The organism is Clostridium taeniosporum (genome assembly GCF_001735765.2).
Classification (GTDB): Bacteria; Bacillota; Clostridia; order Clostridiales; family Clostridiaceae; genus Clostridium; species Clostridium taeniosporum.
The window spans coordinates 990857-1011111 of sequence record NZ_CP017253.2 but is presented as its reverse complement, the minus strand read 5'-3'; the positions used below and the strand labels follow the sequence as shown (position 1 = coordinate 1011111).

19 protein-coding genes are annotated in these 20255 nt (G+C 26.4%); 1 reads left to right on the top strand and 18 read right to left on the bottom strand.

Going from position 1 to position 20255, the window contains the following annotated elements:
• Window positions 1–73: 73 nt before the first annotated feature.
• From BGI42_RS04840 to BGI42_RS04825, 4 genes are all read right to left on the bottom strand, one after another.
• A complete protein-coding gene (locus BGI42_RS04840; protein WP_069679240.1) occupies window positions 74–634 on the bottom strand; it encodes a glycerol-3-phosphate responsive antiterminator in 561 nt (186 codons plus the stop codon).
• Between the two features lie 168 nt (window positions 635–802).
• Window positions 803–2101, bottom strand: a complete 1299-nt coding sequence (locus tag BGI42_RS04835) for a homoserine dehydrogenase (RefSeq protein WP_069679239.1) — start codon at window positions 2099–2101, stop codon at window positions 803–805.
• A 341-nt stretch (window positions 2102–2442) separates the two neighbouring features.
• Window positions 2443–2811: a NifB/NifX family molybdenum-iron cluster-binding protein gene (locus BGI42_RS04830; protein WP_069679238.1), complete on the bottom strand. Its 369-nt coding sequence runs from the start codon at window positions 2809–2811 to the stop codon at window positions 2443–2445.
• A gap of 323 nt (window positions 2812–3134) precedes the next feature.
• Window positions 3135–3455 carry a rhodanese-like domain-containing protein gene (locus BGI42_RS04825; protein ID WP_069679237.1) on the bottom strand — a complete coding sequence of 107 codons (321 nt, stop codon included), beginning with the start codon at window positions 3453–3455 and terminating at the stop codon, window positions 3135–3137.
• Window positions 3456–3761: 306 nt separating this feature from the next.
• Here BGI42_RS04825 and BGI42_RS04820 point away from each other — a divergent pair, with 306 nt between their 5' ends.
• Window positions 3762–4688: a fused DSP-PTPase phosphatase/NAD kinase-like protein gene (locus BGI42_RS04820; protein ID WP_069679236.1), complete on the top strand. Its 927-nt coding sequence runs from the start codon at window positions 3762–3764 to the stop codon at window positions 4686–4688.
• Window positions 4689–4725: 37 nt separating this feature from the next.
• Here the strand turns inward: BGI42_RS04820 and BGI42_RS04815 are convergent, their stop codons facing one another.
• From BGI42_RS04815 to yajC, 14 genes are all read right to left on the bottom strand, one after another.
• Window positions 4726–5712 (bottom strand): hypothetical protein, encoded by a 987-nt coding sequence (locus BGI42_RS04815; protein ID WP_069679235.1) that lies wholly within the window; start codon window positions 5710–5712, stop codon window positions 4726–4728.
• Window positions 5713–5721: 9 nt separating this feature from the next.
• A complete protein-coding gene (locus BGI42_RS04810) occupies window positions 5722–7212 on the bottom strand; it encodes an MBOAT family O-acyltransferase (RefSeq protein WP_069679234.1) in 1491 nt (496 codons plus the stop codon).
• 157 nt (window positions 7213–7369) lie between these two features.
• Window positions 7370–9169, bottom strand: coding sequence for an aspartate--tRNA ligase (gene aspS / locus BGI42_RS04805; RefSeq protein WP_069679233.1), 1800 nt, complete (start codon window positions 9167–9169; stop codon window positions 7370–7372).
• 218 nt (window positions 9170–9387) lie between these two features.
• Window positions 9388–10641, bottom strand: a complete 1254-nt coding sequence (gene hisS / locus BGI42_RS04800) for a histidine--tRNA ligase (protein ID WP_069679232.1) — start codon at window positions 10639–10641, stop codon at window positions 9388–9390.
• A gap of 81 nt (window positions 10642–10722) precedes the next feature.
• A complete protein-coding gene (locus BGI42_RS04795) occupies window positions 10723–12144 on the bottom strand; it encodes a coproporphyrinogen III oxidase (protein WP_069679231.1) in 1422 nt (473 codons plus the stop codon).
• Between the two features lie 9 nt (window positions 12145–12153).
• Window positions 12154–12756, bottom strand: coding sequence for an MBL fold metallo-hydrolase (locus BGI42_RS04790; RefSeq protein ID WP_069679230.1), 603 nt, complete (start codon window positions 12754–12756; stop codon window positions 12154–12156).
• Window positions 12757–12784: 28 nt separating this feature from the next.
• Complete coding sequence (gene dtd / locus BGI42_RS04785) at window positions 12785–13234, bottom strand: D-aminoacyl-tRNA deacylase (protein ID WP_069679229.1); 450 nt, start codon at window positions 13232–13234, stop codon at window positions 12785–12787.
• Between the two features lie 11 nt (window positions 13235–13245).
• On the bottom strand, window positions 13246–15432 hold the full coding sequence (locus tag BGI42_RS04780) for a RelA/SpoT family protein (RefSeq protein ID WP_069679228.1): 2187 nt from the start codon (window positions 15430–15432) through the stop codon (window positions 13246–13248).
• A 107-nt stretch (window positions 15433–15539) separates the two neighbouring features.
• Window positions 15540–16058, bottom strand: coding sequence for an adenine phosphoribosyltransferase (locus BGI42_RS04775; protein WP_069679227.1), 519 nt, complete (start codon window positions 16056–16058; stop codon window positions 15540–15542).
• A gap of 41 nt (window positions 16059–16099) precedes the next feature.
• Window positions 16100–16963: a DHH family phosphoesterase gene (locus BGI42_RS04770; RefSeq protein WP_069679226.1), complete on the bottom strand. Its 864-nt coding sequence runs from the start codon at window positions 16961–16963 to the stop codon at window positions 16100–16102.
• A gap of 142 nt (window positions 16964–17105) precedes the next feature.
• Window positions 17106–17996, bottom strand: a complete 891-nt coding sequence (secF, locus tag BGI42_RS04765) for a protein translocase subunit SecF (RefSeq protein ID WP_069679225.1) — start codon at window positions 17994–17996, stop codon at window positions 17106–17108.
• Window positions 17989–19245 (bottom strand): protein translocase subunit SecD, encoded by a 1257-nt coding sequence (secD, locus tag BGI42_RS04760; protein ID WP_069679224.1) that lies wholly within the window; start codon window positions 19243–19245, stop codon window positions 17989–17991. The genes secF and secD overlap by 8 nt, the downstream gene beginning before the upstream one ends.
• Before the next feature lie 236 nt (window positions 19246–19481).
• The gene (locus BGI42_RS04755; protein WP_069679223.1) at window positions 19482–19853 is read right to left on the bottom strand and encodes a TIGR04086 family membrane protein; all 372 of its coding nucleotides are present in this window, start codon (window positions 19851–19853) and stop codon (window positions 19482–19484) included.
• Between the two features lie 62 nt (window positions 19854–19915).
• Window positions 19916–20188 carry a preprotein translocase subunit YajC gene (yajC, locus tag BGI42_RS04750; RefSeq protein WP_069679222.1) on the bottom strand — a complete coding sequence of 91 codons (273 nt, stop codon included), beginning with the start codon at window positions 20186–20188 and terminating at the stop codon, window positions 19916–19918.
• Window positions 20189–20255: the final 67 nt, after the last annotated feature.

Below are 20255 nucleotides of genomic sequence, written 5' to 3'. Positions count from 1 at the left end.
ATAAATAAATTTTATAAATAAAGCCAAATAAATTTTTTTTCATTTATATAGCTATATTAACTAAATCTGTAGCCTACATATTCCATATTTGATTTTTAGTTGTTGAAACACATGTTGCACCTGAACTTAATGCTAACATAATATCTTCTTTAGTTTCAATAAGACCACCTGCAACAACTGGTATATTTGATTTTTTTGAGATAATTTTTATAACTTTTGGAATAACTCCTGGTAATACTTCTAATGCATCACAATTTAATACCAAATGATTTTCTGCATTTTTTAATGATAATGTATCAAATATAAATACCCTTTGTATTGCCACTAAGCCATAATTTTTTGCTGCTTTTACAACTTGAGGTTTTGTACTAATTATACCTCTAAAATTAGTCTCTTGCTTTAAGAATTTTATTACAACTTCTTTATTTGTAAATCCTTCAACTAAATCAATATGAATTATGCCTACCTTACCTTTAGAAACTATTAACTCACCAAGTGATTTAACATTCATTACGTCTCCAAATAATACAAAAATTATTTCTGCTGAGGATTCTAATGCTACTTCTAATTGGTTCATATCTTTTACTGCTGCTATGATTGGATTTTGTTCTAGTAATTCTTTAATATTATTCATTGTCCACCCTCTATATAAACGTTTTCTTTTTGATGTTTTTATTATTGCATACTTGTATAAACTTGTCAACATTGTTATTATTTTAACTATATTGTTATTAATTTCTTTATATTTATTAATATGTCTAATTTTTTATATTTAGTAATAAATAATAAAAATTTTTATTTATTATTTAAAATCTTCTATTCGTATTATATTATCTATTTTACTTACAGAATTTAAATTTGATATTTCACTACAAGAATCATATATTTGAGCTTGTGTTGTTTTATGGGTAATTAAGACTATTGTAACTTGACCTTTTTCATTTTCTTTACCTTTTTGAATTACTGATCTCAAGCTCACATCATATTTTCCTAAAATAGCAGTAATTTCTCCAAGTACTCCTGATTCATCTAATACAGTTGCTCTAATATAAAATTTACTTTCTACATCTTTAATATCTGATATTTCTCTATCCCATAAATTATTTTTTACTACGGAATTATAGTTTTCCAAATCTACATTACTTCTTAACATAGAGATAACATCACTAACTACAGCACTACCTGTTGGTAAATCTCCTGCACCTCTACCATAAAACATTAAATCTCCAACAGCATTTCCCTTTACAAAAACAGCATTAAATGAATCATATACATTAGCTAAAGGATGCTTCTTTGGTATCATAGTTGGATGAACTCTTAATTCAAGTTTTCCTTTAACTTCCTTTACAATTGCAAGCAACTTAATAACCATTTCAAACTCTTTTGCATATTCCATATCTATAGGATTTATATTAGTTATTCCTTCTCTATAAACATTATCTACGTCAACCTTTGTTCCAAAAGCTAATGATGAAAGTATTGCTAGCTTATATTGAGCATCATATCCTTCTATGTCAGATGTAGGATCTGCTTCTGCATAGCCTTTATCTTGTGCTTCTTTCAATACTTCATCAAATCCTAATCCATCACATTCCATTTTAGTTAATATATAATTAGTTGTACCATTTATGATTCCATATAGTTCTTTTATCTTATTTGCAGTTAAACTTTCATCTATACCATTTATTATCGGAATCCCTCCAGCAACACTTGCTTCATATTTAAACATGACATTGCTGTTATCAGCTTTTTCGAAAAGTTCATCTCCATGTGTTGCAATGAGCATTTTATTTGCTGTTACAATATGTTTTCCTGTATTCATACATTTTATTATATATTCTTTAGCAGGATTTATTCCACCCATAACCTCAAGAACTATCTTAATGGAATCATCATTTAATATGTCACTAAACTCTGTAGTTATTAGATCTTCTGAAATCTCAACACCCCTAGACTTGTTCTTATCTCTTACAAGAATTTTAGCAATTTCTACTTCATATCCTGAACGCTTTATTATTTCCTCTTTATTAGAATTTAAAATCATGCAAACACCACGTCCAACATTCCCCAATCCTAGTAGTGCTATTCTAACCTTTTTCATGTATATTCCCCCTTATTGCAATAATTGCTAGTATTATTATTCTCTTTCATTATAATGTTTATATATAACTTTTACCATATTATTTTTAGTTTACTTATATATAATTTTTATATTTATAAAGATCATATATAAGGGAATTTTCCTATTTAATAATACTATTATTAAAATTTTTTTATCCTATAATAAACTTACATTTGTTCTTTTTAGGTTTTAATTATATATACTTTTTTATACATAAACTTATATAATAAAAAAGTATTAATGATTTTACTCACCAATACTTTTTTATTAAAAATCACTTTTAAATAAACTATAATTAATATTATTGATTTAAAATATTATTAGTGACTACAACCATCATGGCTACATGTATGATTTGATGGAAATTCTGTCAATTCACCTTTTTTATATGCTTCTAAATTTTCATTAACATTTCCTTCTATCGCTCTATAAACTTTAATTCCCATAGAATTAAGTTTAGTAATTGCTCCAGCTCCTATTCCACCTACTATTACTGCATCTACAACTTCACCTGATAATGCTTTTATTGGTTGACACTTTCCATGTTCATGACCTAAATCTCCATTATTTAATGATTTTACTTCATTAGTTTCAGTATTGCATATTATAAATAGGGGTGCAGTTCCAAAATGATTATATGGAATACTATTTATACCTTCATTTGATTTTGCTGGAAAACATACTTTCATTGTTAACTCCTCCTTAATTAATGCTTTTTATAATCTTTTTATTTTTAAAATTTAATAAACAAATATAAGATCTCAGTCTATAATCTGCATATCTAACATCTAAGCTTAAAAAATAACAATATTAAATATTGCCCCTTGTTTCATCAGCTATTTATTTAAGTAAATTTATAAAATTATTCATAATGACCTCTTATAGAAATTAATTAAGCATCTACTTATTTAATTTGTATAACTATTGTAAATTGTATAACTATTGTAAATATTTTTCAACTATAAAAAAATAAGTTATCTCACTTATTTTTTGAAACAACTTATTTTTTATTCTATTTATTTAACTGATTACCTTCATAAGAAATCATTCCCCCATATACATTTATAACATTAAATCCCTTTTCCCTTAACTCAAGACATGCACTAGCTGTTCTAGAACCTGATCTACATATTAAGTAATACTCTTTACTTTTTTTCAAATATTCATTTGCATTGTCTAATAAATCATTCATGGGTATATTTTTAGACGTTCTAATATTTCCCATTTTATATTCAAAAGGTTCTCTTATATCTATCAACTCTATCTTATCTAATAAATCATCTATTTCACTTACATCTATAGTAGTTCTTCTTTTATTAATATTTTCAAACATAATATCTTCTCCTTCTTAACGTCTTAGTTATGTTAACACAAAATTAATATAATTAAATATATAGTATTACTAATCAATAATTATTATTTAATAATACTATATATTTTGGAAAAAGTCTAAATATCTAGCTCTCCCCCATTAATATTTATGAATTTATTAAAATCTTATATCACAAAATTATATTTTAATATTGAGTTTACATAGTATAATTGATTTTTCTAATCTAATATCTTGAATATAAATTATTTTTATGAGACATATTAAACTTATACAGAAATTTTTATTACAAGATGAGGTGATTTTTTAATGTACAAAAAAGCAAAACTCAAATTTTATATTCCTATGTTATTATTAATTACCATTTGTTCTTCATTCTTTCTTAATTTTAATATAGCTTTAGCATTTAATGAATCAAATATTAAAAGCAACGTAAATATTATAGTTGATAATTTTAAAAATGATAAAATACCCAATAATTTCAGAACAACTTCAAATCTAACCAATATACAAAAAAAATCTTCTTTAAATTTAAAAGGATTAGAAACATTAAACATGTCTGGAAGTGAACAATTTTCAAAAGATAATCTAAATATATTAATAGAATCTATAAAAACTAAATTACCTATCTTAATTGTTGATTTAAGACAAGAATCTCATGGATTTATTAATGAATATCCTATTAGTTTTTCCAATGAAAAAAACGATGCTAATTTAGGTCTTAGCAAAAATGCTATTTTTTTTAAGGAAAAAAGACAATTAAAAAGTGTAGACTTAAATACTCCTTTAACTTTTTTCAAAAATCCCGAACTAAGTATAACTCCCCAAAAAATTTTATCAGAAAAACAACTTATAAAATCTAATTCTTTAAATTATACAAGAGTACCAGTAACGGATAAAAACTTACCTACAAATGAAATTGTCGATTACTTTGTTAATATAGTAAAAGAATGTTCAAAAGATAGCTGGTTACACTTTCATTGTAAAGATGGTTTTGGAAGAACAACTACTTTTATGTGTATGTATGATATGATGAAAAATTATAAAAATGCTAGTGCTGATGAAATTATAAAAAGACAATTGGCTTTAACTAATTTTAATGAGAAGAAAATCGATGAATTTTCATCAACTGATACAATTAATTTTCTAAATGAATTTTATACATATTGTAAAGATATCGACGGAAATCTTGATACAAAATGGAGTTATTGGTTAAATAATTCTCAAAAACATTAATACCTTAAGGAATATATTTCTATAGAGATATTAGAAATTAAGAGCTATTTCTAATATCTCTGTTCTTTATTATATTCTTATAATTTTCTTTCAAAAATTTTGCTAAATGTAAGCTAACTTTATTAGCTCCCCATATATTGGTGTGACCTATATTGTTCATATCCTCTTTAAAATCAAAATTAATTTCATGCATTTTTTCTGGCAAAGAATAATTTATAAATGGTATATTATTTTCTTTACTTATAGTAGCTACTTTGTTAAACATAGCAGCATCATCCTTATACCATCCCTTAAAATCATTGCTTGAATAATCATAAGGAGCATTGGTAAATATAAGACTAAATTTTTTTTCTTTTGATAATTCAATAAATTTATATAAATAATATTTAGTTTTATCTGGTATTTCTCCTATTATATTATTTTTTTGTATTCCCTCTATATCATATCCATATTTTTTATTTCCTGCGTCAAATCCATTTATATCAGAGTTGTCTTGTATATTATACTTTGTAAAATCATACTCTTTTAAATCTCCCCATCTATTATGGTATTTAAAAATTGGAAATATATAATATATGTACTCTTGAGGTGGTGTGCAATTGAAAATTGCTTGTAACTTATTATAAGAAAATTTCATATTATCTAAAACATTTCTAATATATGCTTCTTCTCCATACTCATTTTCTAATCCTAAATAATATAAATCTAGTATTACTATATCAACATTTTTTTGTGTTTTTAATGCTTCTTTTAATAAATAATATGTAACATCTATTGGTTGACCTCCAGTGGCATAATTGAAACTAGTTATACCACATTCATCATATAAAACTTTTGGATCTACAGATCCATTCATATGACTAGAACCAAGTAATAATACATCATACTGTTTCTCTTTATTATACAATCCTTCTGTTAATTTTTCTAAGTGCCCAGGATGTTTAAATATTGGAGATAATATACTTAATATAAAAACAATTATAAAAATTAATGTAAATCCTTTTACTAAAAACTTTTTAATCATATTAACCTCCTAGAATTGAAAATATATAAATTGCTGTGCACTATAACCTGAACCATAAATACCAAATATACAAATTATTATAATTGTAAAAACATATACAGCCCATCTAAATACAAAATTCTGTGTATTAAAAATCTCTATCAAATTTTCTTTTTTTTGTAAATTATCTATAAACATTACTATAACTATTCCTATAATAGCTATAATAAATTCCGATGAATTTAAACCTAAATTATATAAACTTTTATCACTTAATACCCAAGGATTATATACAAATAGATTATTTATTATCATCTTTATATTACTGAATGAATTAGCTCTAAAAAATATCCATGCAAAACTTACTAATATAAATGTTGTTACTATTTGTGATAATTTAAAACTAAATACATCTGTTTTTATTTTATATTTATGTATTATTTTATTTTTTATTGGTTTAGTTATTTCGCCTATAACATGATAAAAACCATGTAGCCCACCCCATATTACAAAATTTAGTGATGCTCCATGCCATAATCCACTTGCCAAAAATACAATCATAATATTTAAATATGTTCTAAACTTACCTTTTCTATTTCCACCTAGAGGTATATATAAATAATCTCTAAACCATGAACTTAAAGTTATATGCCACCTTTTCCAAAAGTCTTTTATGGATTTTGCTAAATATGGTTGCCTAAAATTTTCTGAAAGTTCAAATCCCATTACCTGTGCTGATCCTATTGCTATATCAGAATAAGACGAAAAGTCATAGTATATTTCAAATGTAAAAAATAAAGTTGCAAATATAATTTCAAATCCAAAATAATCTTTTGGTGAATTATAAACTGTATCAACTAAAATTGATAATCTATCCGCAATAAATATTTTCTTAAAAAATCCCCACAACATTTTTATCAAACCATTTTTCACTCTATAATAATCAAATTTATACTCTTTGTTAAACTGTGGAAGTAATTTTTTCGATTTCTCTATAGGACCTGCTACCAATTGAGGAAAAAATGACACAAATAATGCATATATACCTAGATTTTTTTCTGCTTTAACATCTCCTCTATATACATCTATTGTATAACTTAAAGCTTGAAAAGTATAAAAAGATATTCCAACAGGTAATAGTGCATCAAATTTAGGAAAATTAATTGTAAAATTAATGGTGCCTCCTAATCTAACTATTATATAGGTAAAAAAATTATAATATTTAAATAAAAATAGTATTCCTAAATTAATAATAAAACTTAATATAACCCATAATTTTTTTATATTTTTAGCTTTTTCTGTATTTTTTACTGTATTATTTGTTCTCTCAATTAATATTCCACTTAAGTATGTAACTATAGTTGATATACCTATTAAAATTGCATATTTAGGATTCCAACACATGTAAAAATAATAACTAGAAAATAATAACCATATCCATCTTATCTTAAATGGAATAAGAAAATATAATATAGTTACTATAGGGAAAAATACGAAAAAATGTATTGAATTAAATGACATATTATTTATTCCTCACTTCATATATATGTATATATTATATTTTTCCCTTAATTTTGGATTATTAAACAAAATTTATAAATTTTCTTTATAACAAAAAGTCTATCATAATAATATTTTTTATTATGATAGACTTTGAGCTTTTTTTATTTAACGAATTTTATTCTTCTTCTTTTTTATCTTCTTTTGGAAGTATTGAAATTCCAAGTTCTGTTAATTGTTTTTCATCAGCTATATTAGGAGCTTCACTTAAATAACAATAAGCATTTTGATTTTTAGGGAATGCTATAACATCTTTAATATTTTCTGTTCCAGCTAAGAACATTATCATTCTATCAAGACCAAATGCTAAACCGCCATGTGGTGGTGGTCCAAATTTAAATGCTTGTAATAAGAATCCAAATCTTTCCCAAGCTTGTTCTTCAGTAAATCCTAATGCCTTAAACATTCTTTGTTGAAGTTCCATATCATGAATTCTTATAGAACCTCCACCTAATTCTTCTCCATTTAATACTAAATCATATGCTTTAGATCTTACTATACCTGGATCTGATTCAATGAATTCTAAATCTTCTTCCATTGGTGCAGTAAATGGATGATGGCAAGCTGTATATCTTTCTTCTTCTTCACTATACTCAAATAATGGGAATTCAGTAATCCATGTAAAGTTAAATTCATTTTTATCTTTTATTAAATCAAATTGCTTCGCAAGCTCTAATCTTAAAGCTCCTAAGCTTTGGAATGCTACAGAATCTTTATCTGCTACTATTAATATAGCATCTCCAGTTTCTGCTCCCATAGTTTTTATAATTGAGTTTGTAACATCATCAGTTAAGAATTTAGCTATTGAAGATTTAACTCCATCTTCTTTAAGTTGAATCCATGCAAGACCTTTTGCCTTATAAGTTTTAACGAATTCACCTAATTTATCAAGTGGCTTTCTACCTAATGTAGCTCCACCTTTTAAGCATAATGCTCTAACGCTTCCGCCAGCTTCTATTGCAGATTTAAATACTACAAAATCCATATCTTTAACATCTTCTGTTATATTAGTTATTTCCATCCCAAATCTTAAATCTGGCTTATCTGAACCGTATTTTTCCATAGCATCTTTAAATGTCATTCTCTTAATTGGAAGTTTAACATCAACTCCTGCTACCTTTTTAAATACGTGAGCTATTAAACCTTCATTTAATGCCATTATATCATCTTGTTCTACAAAGCTTAATTCCATATCAACTTGAGTAAATTCTGGTTGTCTATTAGCTCTTAAATCTTCATCTCTAAAACATTTAGCTATTTGATAATACTTATCAAATCCAGATACCATTAATAATTGTTTAAATATTTGTGGTGATTGTGGAAGTGCATAGAACATACCTGGATAATTTCTTGAAGGTACTAAATAATCTCTGGCTCCTTCTGGTGTACTCTTTGTAAGCATTGGAGTTTCTACATCTAAGAAATCATGTTGTTCTAAATAATCACGAATAGCCTTAGTAGTTTTGCTTCTTATTTCAAAAATTCTGTGCATATCTGGTCTTCTTAAATCTAAATATCTATATTTTAATCTAATATTTTCAGCTGCATCTAAATTTTCTTTTATATATATTGGTGGTGTTTCTGATTCTGAAAGAATTTTTAATGATTCACATTTTAATTCCACAAAACCAGTAGGCATATTTTCATTAACACTTTCTCTTTTTACAACTTCTCCAGTTACTGCTATACAATATTCTGGTCTTACACTTTTTGCTTTTTCAAAAGCTTCAACATTTATTTCTTCACCAAAAACAACTTGCATAATACCTGTTTTATCTCTTAAATCAATAAAATCAAGTCCTCCAAGTTTTCTATTTCTTTGAACCCATCCCATTAATGTAATCTTTTGACCTACATGTTCTTCTCTAGGTTCGCCACACATCATTGTACGCTTTAAGCCATTTAAAGCTTCACCCATTTTCTTTTCCTCCTAACACTTTTCCAATATACAATATAAAACTAAATATATTGTATATATTCTTTTTGCACATAATTATCTTGTGCCAATATTTATATAAATCTCATTAAAGATTATGTTTAAGCTTTGTTTCAATTAACTGTACATATTGTAATATAAGGTTATAATTTATTTTCTTACTTACATTACAATAAATACAATCCTTTAAAACATAGCAATTATTTAACTATTTTTTGTATTTCTTCTATATTATCTAATGCAAGAGTAAAAATTTCTCCATCTTCCATTCTCTTTAGATTAATCTTATTAGTTTGTAATTCATCTTCACCTAATATTGTTGTAAACTTAGCTCCAATTTTATTAGCATATTTCATCTCTGCTTTTATGCTTCTTCCCATATGATTAATTTCACATTTTACTCCTAAAAATCTCAAGTCATGAGCCAGCTTAAAAGCATATTTCTTTTCTGAGTCTCCTCTTGCTCCTATGTATAAATCAACCATATTTTCATTAGGAATTTCAATACCTTCATTTTCAAGAGTCATTATTATTCTTTCTTCACCTATAGCAAATCCTACTGCTGGCATTTCTGGCCCACCAAGTTCCTCTATAAGTTTATCATATCTTCCACCACCACATACAGTGAAATCATCATTTATTATTTCAAAGATTGTCTTTGTATAATAATCTAATCCTCTAACAATTCCTGGATCTACTGTATAAGGAAGTCCTAAAATATCTAAATATTCTTTAACTTTATCAAAATGATCTTTACACTCTTCACAAACATAATCTAATATTATTGGAGCACTTTTAGTAATTTCCTTACATTTTCTTTCTTTACAATCTAAAATTCTCATAGGATTTTTTTCAAATCTACTCTTACAAGTATTGCAAAGATTATTATAATTTTCCTCTAAGAATTTTCTTAGTGCTTCATTATATTTTGATCTACAAGTTGGACATCCCAAATTATTAATGTGTAAACTTAAACTTTTTAAACCTAATTTACTTAATGTATCCATAGCAACTTTTATTGCTTCAACATCCATTGTAGGTTCTTTAGATCCAAAAATTTCAATTCCACATTGATGAAATTGTCTAAGTCTTCCTTTTTGAACATTTTCATATCTAAAAGTGGGAGTTATGTAAAACAATTTTGTAGGTTGGGCTTCATTAAATAATCTATTTTCAATAAATGCTCTAACTGCTGGTGCAGTTCCCTCTGGCTTTAAAGTTACACTTCTATTTCCTTTATCATTAAAAGTATACATTTCTTTTTGAACTATATCAGTAGTATCTCCAACTCCTCTTAAAAACAACTCTGTATGTTCAAATATAGGTGTTCTAATTTCTCTTATTCCATAAGTCTTTACTACATCTCTAAATGTATTTTCTACATAATGCCATTTATACGCATCCTGTGGTAGCATGTCTTTAGTACCCTTTGGTGCTTGCATTTCCATTGCCATTATTCTTCCTCCTTACAAGAATAAACTAAACTTCATGATATAAAATCATAACTTTATTAATTCATTAAAATAAAATTCTACCTAATATAATGTATTTAATAATTTTATCTTTTTATCAATCATTTCATCTACCCTGTTAATATATTCTCTAATATCTTTTAAGTTAGCAAATCTTTCTATTCTATTTTCATTTAAGAAAATTATTTTGCTAACAGCATCTGCACCTAAAGCAATAACTGTTTGTTTTTCTTCAATCATTTCTATATTATAGATGCATTCTTTTCCTTTTCTAGCATAACCCACATTTTCCATATTTCCAACCATATTTTTTTGCCTATACATATAATATGGTGAAATTTTTAGTTGTTTTGCTAAATTCCTACTTTCTTCATACATTTTCATTATCTCTTCTTGTTTAGGAATGTCAAGTCCCTTTTTCAAAATAAAGTTTTCATACATTCTAGAGCCTCTTTTTAAACATAGCCCATGAACTGTAACGCTATCTGGATTTAATTCTATCAAATCATCTTTTGTTTTTATAAGTTCCTTATGACCTTCTCCAGGTAACCCTATTATTATATCCATATTTATATCATCAAACCCAAGACTTCTAGCCACTTTAAACTTTTCTTTTATATCATCTACAGTATGATTTCTTCCTATTAATTTTAAGGTCTTATCATTCATTGTCTGTGGATTTATACTTATTCTAGTAACATCATATTCTTTCATGGTTTTTAATTTATCTAAAGTTATAGTATCTGGTCTTCCACATTCAACTGTAAATTCTTTTACAGCTTTTTCTTTTATAAACCCATTATATATTTCATTCATAACAGATTTAAACTGTTCATCATTTACCGAGGTTGGTGTTCCACCACCAAAATAAACCGTTTCTATTTCTAAGTTTTTTTCATTTACATACGAGCTAATTCCTTTGATTTCCTTTATTAACGCTTGTAAGTATGGATTAACTAATTTCTTGTTTCCTACTATAGAATTTGATGTAAATGAACAATATAAACATTTAGTTGGACAAAAAGCCATACCTATATAAATAGAAATTTTATTTTGCTCATTATTTACAAATCTTTCTTCTGATTTAGCAATCTCTACACATATCTTTGCCTTATCCTCATATGCTAAATAATCTTTTTTAAATATATCTATTATTTCTTTTTCGCTTTTTCCTTCTCTTAATAATTTTAATGCTATTTTAGAAGGCCTAATTCCAATTAAAGTTCCCCATGGATATTCATCTTTTGTTATTTCCTTTAGACAGGAAAAAATGAATCTTCTGAGAGAATATTTAACATTCTCTCCTAAAGATTCTTCTTTTATATATTCCTTATGTGAAAATTTCATTACTTTTTCATCAATATAAAAAGAATAGTTAAATTCATCATCTACAAATTTAATTTCACTTAAAGGAAAATATATATTAAATAGTTGGTATACATCATATCTATACTTTAAATTATTTAAATTAATTTTGATCTCCATATCTTCTCCCTAGCATATTAAAAAACTATTTCCTCTTTTTTCATATCCTATTGTAGACATTGGACCATGCCCTGGATGTACTTCTATATCATCTCCAAGTATTAATAGTTTTTCTTTTATACTTTTTATAATTTCTTCAAAATTACCACCTGCAAAATCAGTTCTTCCAATAGATGCCTGGAAAAGCGTATCTCCTGTAAATAGTTTGTCTTCAATTAAAAAACAAAGTCCACCTTTTGTATGTCCCGGTGTTTCTATTACTTTAAATTCTTTATTTCCTAATTTTATTTTATCACCTTCTTGCAAGTAACCTGAGGCTTTTGGTAATGTTCCAAAAACGAAATTATCTTTTTCCATATACTCTTCATCTATTTTGCTTATATAAAATGGTATATTAAATTCTTCACTTAATTCTACCACTGCACCTACATGATCCATATGACCATGAGTTAATAAAATATATTTCACATTAATATCTAAAGATTTAATTATACTTTTGATTCTGCTCCCATCTCCACCTGGATCAATTATTCCACAATCCTTTGTATCTTCATCTATTACTAAATAACAATTTGCTTCATACATTCCTGCTGGAATTGTTTTTATAATCATTATATACACCACCTAAAATAAAATTTATTTAAAAGCTTTTAGTACTATCTAAAAGTATTGTTACAGGACCATCATTATTAATTTCCACTTTCATATCTGCTCCAAATTCACCAGTTTCAACCTTTAAACCTGATTCATTTAAAAGCTTTATAAATTCTTCATAAAGTTCTTTTGCTTCTTCGCCACCTTTAGCTTCCATGAAATTTGGTCTTCTACCCTTTCTACAATCTCCATACAATGTAAATTGAGAAATAACTAATAATTGTCCTTTTAAATCTAATATAGATAAATTCATTTTATCATTTTCATCATGGAAAATTCTTAAATTAATTACTTTATCTCTTATATATTTTAAATCTTCTAATGTATCATTCTTAGAGATTCCAATTAATACATTTAATCCTTCCCCTATTGAACCAACTATATTGCCATCAACCTTAACATTTGATGATGTTACTCTCTGTACTACTGCTCTCATAATTATCCTTCCTAACTATTCATTCTATAAACATCCATTATACCTTTTAATGATTTTATCTTTTTCATAAGATTTTTTAATTCATCAATAGAAGTAATTTTTATCTTTATATTTATAAGTGCTACGCCATCTTTAGCTGGATTTGCATTTAATGCACTTAAATTCACTTTTAAATCAGTTATAATACTCATTATATCAGATAAAATTCCAAGCTTATCTTCTGATTTAACTTGTATTTCAGCAAAATATGCATTTCCCTTAGCTATTCCCCATGATACATCTACAACTTTATCCGCATCTGTTTTTATTAAATTTTTTAAATTACTACAATCAGTTCTATGAACAGAGACTCCTCTTCCCTTAGTTACATATCCTAATATATCATCACCTGGAACTGGATTACAACATCTAGCAAATCTAACCATAAGATTACTTTCACCTTTTACTGTTATTCCATAGCTATCAGCTAGTTTTACCCTATGATTTTTAGCTATCTGCTCTTCTATAGTTTTATTTAATGTATATTGATTTTCCTTATCTTTATGTGGCTCATTTTCTTCTTTCATTCTTGAAACAAAAGAAGATGGGGAAATTCCTCCAACACCAATTAAAACATGTAAATCTTCAATTGAGTGAATATTATATCTCTTAATTAATTTATCATAACTTTCACCCTTAGCTATATCAGCAAAATTAACCCCTTGTTTTTTTAATTCTTTTTCTAGAAGATCTTTACCTTTTAATATGTTTTCTTCTTTTTTAGCTTTTTTAAACCACTGTTTTATTTTACTTTTTGATTGATTACTCTTAGCGATATTTAACCAATCCATATTAGGGCCTTTAGAATTAGATGATGTTAATATTTCAACTATTTCTCCAGTTTTTAAAGTATAGTCAAGTGGTACTATCCTTCCATTTACTTTAGCACCTACACATTTATTTCCAATATCAGTATGTATCCTATAAGCAAAATCTATTGGTGTTGCTTTGGCACATAAGTTTATTACAACACCCTTTGGTGTAAAAACAAAAACCTCATCAGAAAATAGATCTATTTTAAATCCCTCTATAAATTCTTCTGCATCTGAAGTTTCTTTTTGCCATTCTAGCATATCTCTAAGCCATACCAATTTTTTTTCAAATTCTTTTGCTTTATCTTCTTCATTTTTATCGCCCTCTTTATATTTCCAGTGAGCTGCGATTCCATATTCTGCTGTCTTATGCATTTCAAAAGTTCTTATTTGGATTTCAAAAGTTTTTCCTTGATTTCCAATTACTGTTGTATGTAATGATTGATACATATTAGGTTTTGGCATAGCTATATAATCTTTAAATCTACCTGGTATTGGTTTATATATTGTATGTACTATCCCTAAAACTCCATAACAATCTTTTACTGAGTTTACCAATATTCTGATAGCTGTTAAATCAAAAATTTGTTCTATGCTTTTATTTTTATTTGTCATTTTTTTATAAATACTATAAAAATGCTTTGGTCTGCCTTCAATATCAGAATCTATTCCTGATTCATCTAATTTTTCTTTTAAATAACATACCACTTCATTTATATATGTTTCTCGTTCTACTCTTTTTTCCGCTATTTCTTCTACTAATTTATAATATTCATCTTCATGTAAATACCTAAAAGAGAGATCTTCCAATTCCCATTTTATCTTAGACATACCAAGTCTATGAGCTAAAGGGGCATAAATATCCAATGTTTCCTTTGCTTTTAATTTTTGCTTCTCTTTAGGCATAAATTTAAGTGTTCTCATGTTATGAAGCCTATCTGCTAATTTTATAATTATTACTCTTATATCTTTAGCCATGGCAAGTAACATTTTTCTAACATTATCGGCTTGTTGTTCTTCTTTTGTTTTATATTGTATTTTTCCAAGTTTAGTTACCCCATTAACTAAATTGGCTATTTCTTCATTAAAAATAGTTTTCATACTCTCATAAGAACATGTTGTATCTTCAATAACATCATGAAGTAAACCTGCTACAATTGTACTTGTATCCATTCCAAGTTCTGCAAGAATTTCTGCTACATCTATTGGATGAATTATATATGGCTCCCCCGATTCCCTTTTTTGCTCCTTATGTGCATCTTCTGCAAAGAAATATGCTTTTTTTATCATTTCTACATCTATATTATGACAATTAGTATGAATCTTTTTTAATAAATTATCAATCATAAGGATGGCTCTCTCCTTTTGCTAAATTTCTGTAAATTCAAAGGCTGGTTATGTAACCAGCCTTTTTCTTCTAATTATATATTATTTTATAAGTATTTTCAATAAAATTAAATGTCATATTTAGTTAATGACATTACATCATATCCTTTTAACTTATCTCTTCCTTTAAGATCAATTAATTCTATTAAAAATGCAAGTGAAACTACTTCTCCCCCAGCTTGTTCAACTAATTTAGCAACGCCTTCAACTGTTCCACCAGTTGCTAATAAATCATCTACTATAGCAACTCTTTGACCTTTTTTTATAGAATCTTTGTGAATTTGAAGTGAGTCACTACCATATTCTAAATCATAGTTAACAGATATAGTTTCTCCTGGTAGCTTACCTGGTTTTCTAACTGGAACAAAACCAGCACCTAATGCATATGCAACTGGAACGCCAAATATAAATCCTCTTGCTTCTGGCCCAACGATTAAATCAATATTCTTATCTTTTAAATATTCTACAAACATATCGATTGAAACTTTTAGACCTTCACCGTCTCCTATTAATGTAGTTATATCTTTAAAGCTTATGCCTTCCTTAGGAAATCCATCAATTATTCTTATTTTTTCTTTTAAATCCATGTTTACTCCTCCAAAAATGTTATTTTAGATTCAATAACTTTTTATTTTAAAAGTTCATTTTTCTTTGAACTATATAAATATTTAACAATCTGATCTGCTCTATCTTTATCACCAGTAGTTAATAATTCTAGTACTATTCTTGCATTGTCCATAATTCCAACAGGCCCTATTGTGGGCGTAATAAATTCTATCATGCTATCCATAGCATGACAATCACATTCCATTATATTATTAAATTCCATTACTGATCTTAGCCCATTATTATTTGTATTAAATAGGAACTTGTTTCCCTCTTTGATAAATACCCTGTTTTCCCCTTTTATAGAAGCATTCACAAACTTTACTCCCATAAGAATTAAATCCAAATATTTATTAATACTTTTCATATTATAGTATATTGCTATTGATTGCATTAATTTAAATGTTAAAGCACTTATAGATAAATCTTTATATCTATATTGACAGCCTTTTTGATTTGGATTAATGTATATGTATTTGTCTATAACTTCACTCTCTTTATTTTCAAGAACAATTAAATCTATACCTAATTTTTTGCATAAATCTACTTCCTCTTGTGATTCCAACCCTAAACCTAAAGTTATTAATAATTCAGCGCCCAAAAAATCTACATTATTTTTTATAGCTTTAGAATTAAGTTTACCTCTACTATTTTCTTCATCATATATCAAGTATTCAACATCTGCGTTTAAATACTTTAATACAAGTATTAGAGAAGCAGTGGCACAAATACCATCAACATTTGAAGTACCATAAACAATTATTTTTTTTCTATTATTCACAGCAGAGACTACCTTCTCTAATGCTTTATTCATACCTTTAAGTATAAATGGGTTATATCCAGTAATATAATTTGGACAATAAATACTTTCCCAGAACTTACGCATTACTTACTCCTCCATAAAATTAGAAAACATTTATATTATAATGTATAAAACGAATTTTTACAAACATTTTATTAGAAAATCAATAAACCCCCATATTTTTATCTACGGAGGTTTATTTATATTAAATTTTGTATAAAAATATTTAAACTCTTTGTAGTTTCTTATTATTTGTTTTTATCTTGTTGTTTCCAAGTTTATTTTTAAGATAAACCCATACTGGAGAAGCTACAAATATTGAAGAGTAAGCACCTGCTACTATTCCTATAATAAGTGGAATAGTAAATTCTCTAACTGTTGGTACAAATATATTTACAGCAATTATTGTAAATAAAGTTGTAATAGTTGTATTTATAGATCTTGTCATAGTTTCTGTTAAACTTGTATTAGCTATTTCTATTGCATTCGCTCTTCTCATATTCTTAGAATTTTCTCTTATTCTATCAAATATTACTATAGTATCATTCATTGAATATCCTATTATAGTAAGAATAGCTGCTATAAAAGGAGTATTTACTGATATTCCTAAAATAGCATAAACACTTATTGTTATTAAAACATCATGTACTGTTGCTACTAAAGCTGCAATACCAAATTTAAATTCAAATCTTATTGCTATATATATAAGCATAACTACGCATGCAGCAAATAATGCTGTTAATGAATTTTTAGTTAATTCTTTACCTATTGAAGCACCTATTTCATTTTGAGAAAGTAATGCATTGTTATCTAAATTATATTTTTCTTTTAATTCACCCATTATAGATGATACTTTTTTACTATCTAAATCGCCTGACTTAACTTCATATTGATTATTCTTTATTGTATTTGTCACAGCATCTGATGCATAAGATTTTACTATCTCATCTACTTGTTGTTTATCTATACCTTCTTGTAATTGAATTGTTAATTGAGTACCACCATTAAAATCTATTCCAAAATTTAAACCTTTGGTAAACAAAAATCCCAATCCTATTAAGATTATAATTAGAGAAATTGAAAGCCATATCTTTGATTTTTCTATTATTCTAAACATGTTCTACCTCCCTCTTAACTCCAAAATGAGGTAATTTTTTTAATAATCCTATATCAACTGATAAATTAATAAGTACTTTAGTTATAATTAATGATGTAAATAAACTTACAACTATACCTATCATTAATGTAACTGCAAACCCTTTAACAGTTCCTGATCCTAGGAAATATAATATTAATCCTGCTAAAATTGTTGTTACATTTGAGTCTACTATAGAAGAAAGGGCATTTTCAAATCCTTTTTTAACTGAAGACTTAATTGATATACCTTTTTTTAATTCTTCTTTTATTCTTTCAAAAATAAGTACATTGGCATCAACTGCCATACCTATTGTAAGAAGTAATGCTGCTATACCTGGAAGTGTTAATGTTACTCCTACTTCAGCAAATATTAATAATGTAATAGTTATATATAATGTTAAAGCTATACTAGCTAATAAACCCGGTATTCTATAATATAAAATCATAAACAAGAATACTAATCCTATTCCTATTGCTCCTGCTTTTAATGCATTTGGTAATGCATTTGCTCCAAGTTGTGCTCCCACATTGTTTACTGAAACAACTTTAACGGTAAGTGGTAATGCACCTGAGTTTATTATTCCTGCTAATTTTTTAGCATCATCTAAACTAGTACTTCCTGTTATTATTGCGTTTCCATCTGTAATTTGAGTTTGAACTGTAGGACTAGTTAAAAGTTCATCATCCATATAAACTGAAATCTTTTGTCCTATATATTTCCCTGTTGCTTCAGCAAATGCTTTTTGACCATTTTCGTTTAATTCTAATGATACTACTGGTTTACCATCTTGTTGATTAAGAATAGCTGATGCCTTCTTTACATCTTTACCAGTAAGTATCTCATCACCTTGTGGGTCTTTGAAAACTAAGTTTCCTGATTTCTTTAAATTCTCTATAATTTCTTGAGAATCAAAAGCACCTGGTATATCAACTCTTATTCTCTTTTCTCCTTCTGTTGTCACAATAGTCTCAGCTACTCCTAGCTTATTAACTCTTAAAGAGATATGCTCCTTTGTGCTTTCTAATTGTTCCTTTGTAACTTTATCTTCTTGAATTTCCATTAAAACTGAAACTCCACCTTGTAAATCAAGACCTTTTTTTATAACATTATCAAAAGATTTAAATTCCCATCCACCTACTATGAATCCTTTAAATCCTGAAAAAGCTAAAAAAAGTGTTACAAGAATTATTACTCCAAATAATATTGAGCTTTTTCCTTTTTTCTTCATTTTAATCCCCCTCTGCTAAATAAATAGCTATTATAGTTGAATAATAAATTAGTTTATAACCTAAACTCACCTAGTTTTTTATTATGTAAAACTACTATTTCTAAATATAAGTTTTAGTACTAATTCAAACTAAATTAATATTTAATACTAAAACTTATACTTTTTCTCAAATAAATTGTTCAATATATTTCCAACCAAAATGATTATATCATATTAAAATTTCTTAATAAAGATTTTTATAAATTTATTCCTAACATACCTGCTAACAATCCTACAGCCATAGAAATAGTAAATTTAGCTAAATCAAAAATTTTAAATGTAACTGCTCCGCTTATGTAACTTGAAATTATAAATAAAGCTATATAGTAAACCATTCCTATTCCAAGACCTACTAACCATCCTTTTGATTGATTAGTCTTAGCCCCTATTATAGCTCCAATAGCCAAACTTATCAATGATATTATTACATATATCATATTAAATATATTTGGTGTAAATTCAATTATCTTCATAAATAAAGATAAAATAATTATACCAATAAAACTTAATATAATTGCTCCAATAGAGCCTTTACAAACAGATCTTAAATAATTATTATTACTTTCCATTTTTAAAATAACACCTCCTAATACTTCATTTTATGAAATATTAAGAGGCATTATGATTAATTTTATTTATTTGTCTTATATGATATTCCATTTTTTGAAAGCTTTATTTTAGTTTTTGCTGAGCTTGTTTCTATAACTACATTTTCATCATCGATTTTTACTATAGTACCGATAACTCCACCTCTTGTCATAATTTCATCCTTAACTTTCAATTCACTTACCATAGTATTGTATCGTTTTTTTCTCTTCTTTTCTGGTAAAATAAGTAAGAAGTAGAATATAACAAAAACAACTACAAATGGTACTACATTACTAATTATTGCAACAATATTCATGTTTTTACCTCCGTAAATTTATAAACAAAATTTAATTTTATTTATTTTATAATTTATTCCATGATAG

Coding starts and splice junctions, on each gene's coding strand:
- BGI42_RS04780 (WP_069679228.1), bottom strand. CDS start 15,432: ATGATTGATAATTTATTAAAAAAGATTCATACTAATTGTCATAATATA.
- secD (WP_069679224.1), bottom strand. CDS start 19,245: ATGAAGAAAAAAGGAAAAAGCTCAATATTATTTGGAGTAATAATTCTT.
- secF (WP_069679225.1), bottom strand. CDS start 17,996: ATGTTTAGAATAATAGAAAAATCAAAGATATGGCTTTCAATTTCTCTA.
- BGI42_RS04835 (WP_069679239.1), bottom strand. CDS start 2,101: ATGAAAAAGGTTAGAATAGCACTACTAGGATTGGGGAATGTTGGACGT.
- BGI42_RS04815 (WP_069679235.1), bottom strand. CDS start 5,712: ATGATTAAAAAGTTTTTAGTAAAAGGATTTACATTAATTTTTATAATT.
- BGI42_RS04795 (WP_069679231.1), bottom strand. CDS start 12,144: ATGGAGATCAAAATTAATTTAAATAATTTAAAGTATAGATATGATGTA.
- aspS (WP_069679233.1), bottom strand. CDS start 9,169: ATGGGTGAAGCTTTAAATGGCTTAAAGCGTACAATGATGTGTGGCGAA.
- BGI42_RS04820 (WP_069679236.1), top strand. CDS start 3,762: ATGTACAAAAAAGCAAAACTCAAATTTTATATTCCTATGTTATTATTA.
- dtd (WP_069679229.1), bottom strand. CDS start 13,234: ATGAGAGCAGTAGTACAGAGAGTAACATCATCAAATGTTAAGGTTGAT.
- BGI42_RS04775 (WP_069679227.1), bottom strand. CDS start 16,058: ATGGATTTAAAAGAAAAAATAAGAATAATTGATGGATTTCCTAAGGAA.
- BGI42_RS04825 (WP_069679237.1), bottom strand. CDS start 3,455: ATGTTTGAAAATATTAATAAAAGAAGAACTACTATAGATGTAAGTGAA.
- BGI42_RS04790 (WP_069679230.1), bottom strand. CDS start 12,756: ATGATTATAAAAACAATTCCAGCAGGAATGTATGAAGCAAATTGTTAT.
- BGI42_RS04840 (WP_069679240.1), bottom strand. CDS start 634: ATGAATAATATTAAAGAATTACTAGAACAAAATCCAATCATAGCAGCA.
- BGI42_RS04770 (WP_069679226.1), bottom strand. CDS start 16,963: ATGCGTAAGTTCTGGGAAAGTATTTATTGTCCAAATTATATTACTGGA.
- yajC (WP_069679222.1), bottom strand. CDS start 20,188: ATGAATATTGTTGCAATAATTAGTAATGTAGTACCATTTGTAGTTGTT.
- BGI42_RS04830 (WP_069679238.1), bottom strand. CDS start 2,811: ATGAAAGTATGTTTTCCAGCAAAATCAAATGAAGGTATAAATAGTATT.
- hisS (WP_069679232.1), bottom strand. CDS start 10,641: ATGGCAATGGAAATGCAAGCACCAAAGGGTACTAAAGACATGCTACCA.
- BGI42_RS04755 (WP_069679223.1), bottom strand. CDS start 19,853: ATGGAAAGTAATAATAATTATTTAAGATCTGTTTGTAAAGGCTCTATT.
- BGI42_RS04810 (WP_069679234.1), bottom strand. CDS start 7,212: ATGTCATTTAATTCAATACATTTTTTCGTATTTTTCCCTATAGTAACT.